Origin of the sequence: Meiothermus sp. (genome assembly GCF_025056915.1) — a bacterium.
GTDB lineage: Bacteria > Deinococcota > Deinococci > Deinococcales > Thermaceae > Meiothermus.
Genome location: NZ_JANWVH010000132.1, coordinates 1 through 3,980, shown reverse-complemented (window position 1 = coordinate 3,980; position 3,980 = coordinate 1). Strand labels below are relative to the sequence as shown.

4 protein-coding genes are annotated in these 3,980 nt (G+C 60.4%); 3 read left to right on the top strand and 1 reads right to left on the bottom strand.

Annotated elements, in window-relative coordinates; genetic code table 11:
- Positions 1–417 precede the first annotated feature (417 nt).
- Positions 418–2,325 (top strand): methionine--tRNA ligase, encoded by a 1,908-nt coding sequence (metG, locus tag NZN28_RS13945; protein ID WP_295399163.1) that lies wholly within the window; start codon positions 418–420, stop codon positions 2,323–2,325.
- A gap of 93 nt (positions 2,326–2,418) precedes the next feature.
- Here metG and aroH read toward each other — a convergent pair whose 3' ends face one another.
- Entirely contained in the window at positions 2,419–2,787 is a 369-nt protein-coding gene (gene aroH / locus NZN28_RS13940) for a chorismate mutase (RefSeq protein WP_295399162.1), read from the bottom strand.
- Positions 2,788–2,883: 96 nt separating this feature from the next.
- Here aroH and rpmE point away from each other — a divergent pair, with 96 nt between their 5' ends.
- Together rpmE and NZN28_RS13930 are read left to right on the top strand one after the other, a co-directional pair.
- On the top strand, positions 2,884–3,108 hold the full coding sequence (gene rpmE, locus NZN28_RS13935; RefSeq protein WP_295399160.1) for a 50S ribosomal protein L31: 225 nt from the start codon (positions 2,884–2,886) through the stop codon (positions 3,106–3,108).
- Positions 3,109–3,357: 249 nt separating this feature from the next.
- Positions 3,358–3,960 (top strand): thymidine kinase, encoded by a 603-nt coding sequence (locus tag NZN28_RS13930; protein WP_295399165.1) that lies wholly within the window; start codon positions 3,358–3,360, stop codon positions 3,958–3,960.
- Positions 3,961–3,980 lie beyond the last annotated feature (20 nt).

Genomic DNA, 3,980 nt, shown 5'->3' with positions numbered 1-3,980 from the left:
GTCTGCGTTGCGTCTTGGCCGAGACGCCTGTTTTCGAGTTTCCCGACGGCCTTTGTTCTGTCCAGGACAAAGCTTTCTCGATCTCGAATGGCTCAGAATACGTGAAGAGGGCTCTCAAGCCCTTTCATCGGCCATGCGCCGTAAGGCCATTCCAGCGCACCCGGCTCAGAAGGCGGTATCGGCCTTGCCCGGGGGAAGGGGAGGCGGGATGGACTCGAGGCCTGTTCAAGCTTGTCAAAGGCAGCTTCGGGCGAATAAAATAGGGCCTGTGAGCGGGCGTTGGTTTGCTCGAATGATGCGAAGTTCCCGACGATAGCATCTTGGGGGCTATCGGCGGGGCGCATTTGCGCCCTTGTTTTTTTGGGGCCAAGCGCCCTGAACCGGCTGCCCCGGAACGCCCAATCGAAGGAGTGACCCGTGAGCAAGACGTTCTACGAAACCGCAGCCATTGACTACGCCAACGCGGCGCCCCACATCGGACATGTCTACGAGAAAATCATCTGCGACTTTCTGGCCCGCTTTCACCGTCTCGATGGCTACGAGACCAACTTCGTGACCGGTACCGACGAACACGGCGAGAAAATTGCCCGCGCCGCCAAAAACGCCGGACAGGAGCCGCAGGCCTTTGTGGATTACGTTTCCGAGCAGCTTTTTCAGCCAGCCTACCGGCGCTTGCTCATCAGCTACGACGACTACATCCGCACCACCTCGGAGCGCCACAAGCGATATGTGCAGGAGATTCTCTGCAAGGTGTACGAGGCCGGCGACATCTACTACGCCGAATACGAGGGGCTTTACTCGGTGGGTTCCGAGCGCTACGTGACCGAAAAGGAGCTGGTCAACGGCATTCTGCCAGGGGACTCCGACCCACCCATCCTCCGCAAGGAAGCCAACTACTTCTTTCGCATGGAAAAATACCGCCCCTGGCTGGTGGAGTACCTGCAAGAGCACCCCGACCTCATCCAGCCCCCGGCCTACCGCAACGAGGTGCTGGAGATTCTCAAGGAACCCATCGGCGACCTGTCTATTTCCCGGCCCAAAGACCGTGTGCCCTGGGGCATTCCCATCCCCTGGGATGAACAGCATGTGACCTATGTGTGGTTCGATGCGCTCCTGGCTTATGCCTCCTCGCTGGCCAGCCGGGGCCTCTTTGAGAAGTTCTGGCCCCAGGCCTGGCACGTGATTGGCAAGGACATCCTGAAGCCCCACGCCATCTTCTGGCCCACCATGCTCAAGAGTGCCGGTCTGCCCATTTACAAACGCCTGGTCGTGCACGGGCACATCCTGGCTATGGACGGGCGCAAGATGGGCAAGAGCCTGGGCAACGCCATTGACCCGCTGGCCCTGCTGGACAAGTTTGGGGTGGATGCGGTGCACTACGCGCTGTTGCGCGATACCACCCTGGGCTCGGACAGCCCCTTTGGCGAAGAGGTGGTGGCGCAGCGCCTGAACAGCGACCTGGCCAACGACCTGGGCAACCTGCTCTCGAGGGTGCGCACCATGCTGCTCAAATACTGTGGAGGGGTGATTCCCGCGCCCTCTCCGGCAGACTCCGAAATAGCCCAAGCCGGGATTGCCCTGGCCGAAAAAGTGCGCCGGGAGGTGGACGCCCTGCGGATTCACCTGGCGTTGGAGGAGGTGCTCCAGTACGTGCGGAGCCTGAATAAGTTCATCAACGACGTCAAACCCTGGGAACTGGCCCGCGACGCAGGCCGCAAAAAAGAGCTGGAGGATGCCCTCTACACGGCAGTTGAAGGGCTGCGCATCGCCAGCGTGTTGCTGGAGCCGGCCCTCCCGACCAAGTCCAAAGAGCTGCGGGCTGCTTTGGGGCTGGGCGACTACACCCTGGCCCAGACCGAGACCTGGGGGCTGGCGCCCGCCGGGACGCCCATTCCCCCCGAGGCTCCCATTCTTTTCCCCAAGCTCGAGGCTGGGGAGCCTAAAGCCGAAGGCCCAAAGCCGAAAGCAGCATCTTCGTCTGAGACTGCCGCTGCCAACGGGCAGATCAGCCTTGACGATTTCGCCAAGGTAGACCTCCGGGTGGCCGAGGTCGTCAAGGCCGAAAAACACCCCAAGGCCGACAAGCTCCTGGTGCTGACGCTCAATGTGGGCGACCACACCCGCCAGGTGGTCTCGGGCATCGCCAAGGATTATTCCCCCGAAAGCCTGCTGGGCAAAAAGCTGGTGCTGGTGGCCAACCTGAAGCCCGCCGTGTTGCGCGGGGTGGAGTCGCAGGGCATGATTCTGGCAGGCGAAAATGCCGAGGGCAGGATTGTGGTGGTCACCCCGGAGCAGGATCTGCCCCCAGGAGCCAAGGTGCGTTGAGAGGGTCAATGGCTCATAGTCGATAGTCGATAGCAAAAACAGGCCTGGTCATCAGCCACAGACCATAGGCCATGGACTATCGGCCATTGACCTTCATTGCGCACTTTCCAGGTCGGGCCGCAAGCGCACGGCCTCGCGCAGGTAAACGTGCTTGACCTGTTTTTGGGGCAGGTCGGTGTTCCAGAGCATCATCACCCGAATCACCCGAGGCAGAGCCCCGGGCACGGGAATTTCGCGCGAGTTGATGAGCGGAACCATCTGCATTCCCAGTTGCCGGGCGGCCTCGGCGGGGAAGGCTGCCCGAAGGTCGTCGGTCAGGGTGAAGATCATGGCTCCAATGGTGTCAAAATCGGTAATCTGGTTGACCTCGAGCATCTTTTGCAATAGTTCGCGGGTGGCGCTCAGAATGGCCTCCCGACTGTCTTCTTCAACGGTTATGGCGCCGCGTACCCCTCGGGTCATAGATGGCGCGATTCTAACCCCAGCTTGCCCTTTGCGCCTAGACCTGCTATATTGCGTAAGTTGACTGCACGGCAAAATCCGTGCCCAGGAGATGGCATGAAAGAGAAAATTCATCCCAAGCTCGTACCCTGCAAGATTATCTGCAACGGTCAGGTGGTCATGCAGACTTACAGCACCAAGCCAGAGATTCACGTCGAAGTCTGGAGCGGCAATCACCCCTTCTGGACCGGCCAGCAGCGCTTTGTGGATACCGAGGGCCGGGTCGAGAAGTTCCAGAAGAAGTTTGCCGGAAGCTACGGCAAGAAAGCCAAGAAGCAGTAATTGCTGCCGGGTTTGGACAGGTGGGCATTCGCCCACCTGTTTTTTTGCAGGGGTGGGGTCGAGATGCGCTTTCCAGGGTACAAGCATCCGGCTGGAAGGGTAATTCACGGCAACAGTCATGAGTCTTGGTGGGCAATGGCCGATGGACCATAAACCACTGACCCTCGCATGGCTGCCGCCTGTTGGGGCGGTTGTCGCCTTTCTGCCGGAGATACCAGCCATGCGATATGCTAGGCCCCGATTATGAGCCTGCCCCATCTTCCGCATCACCAGGGTTGGATTGAAGTCGTGGTTGGGCCGATGTTCTCGGGAAAGTCCGACGAGCTGATTCGGCGCATCAAGCGGGCCCTGATTGCCCGGCAGCGGGTTCTGGTATTCAAGCCGTGCCTGGACGACCGCTACCATGCCACCGATGTCTCGAGCCACGATGGCCGGCGGGCCGAAGCCGTGCCGGTGCACGATGCCGCCGAACTGCGGGCCCACCTGACCGACCCCCTTCCCGATGTAGTGGCCGTGGACGAGGCGCAGTTTTTCGACCCGGCTTTGGTACCGCTGGTGCTCGAGCTCGCCGACAAGGGGGTACGGGTGATTTGCGCCGGTCTGGATATGGACTTTCGTGGCGAACCCTTTGGCATTATGCCTGAACTGTTGTGCCGCGCCGAGTACGTGGAAAAACTCTATGCTGTGTGTCCTGTGTGTGGGGCCCCCGCCACCCGCACCCAGCGCTTTGTGAATGGCAAACCAGCCCGTTACGACGACCCAGTGATTCTGGTGGGGGCCAGCGAAGCCTATGAACCGCGCTGCCGCAAATGCCACACCGTGGTGGCCAAAGAGGTGCAGGAGATTCTTTGAAAGCCAGCCTGATTTCAGGT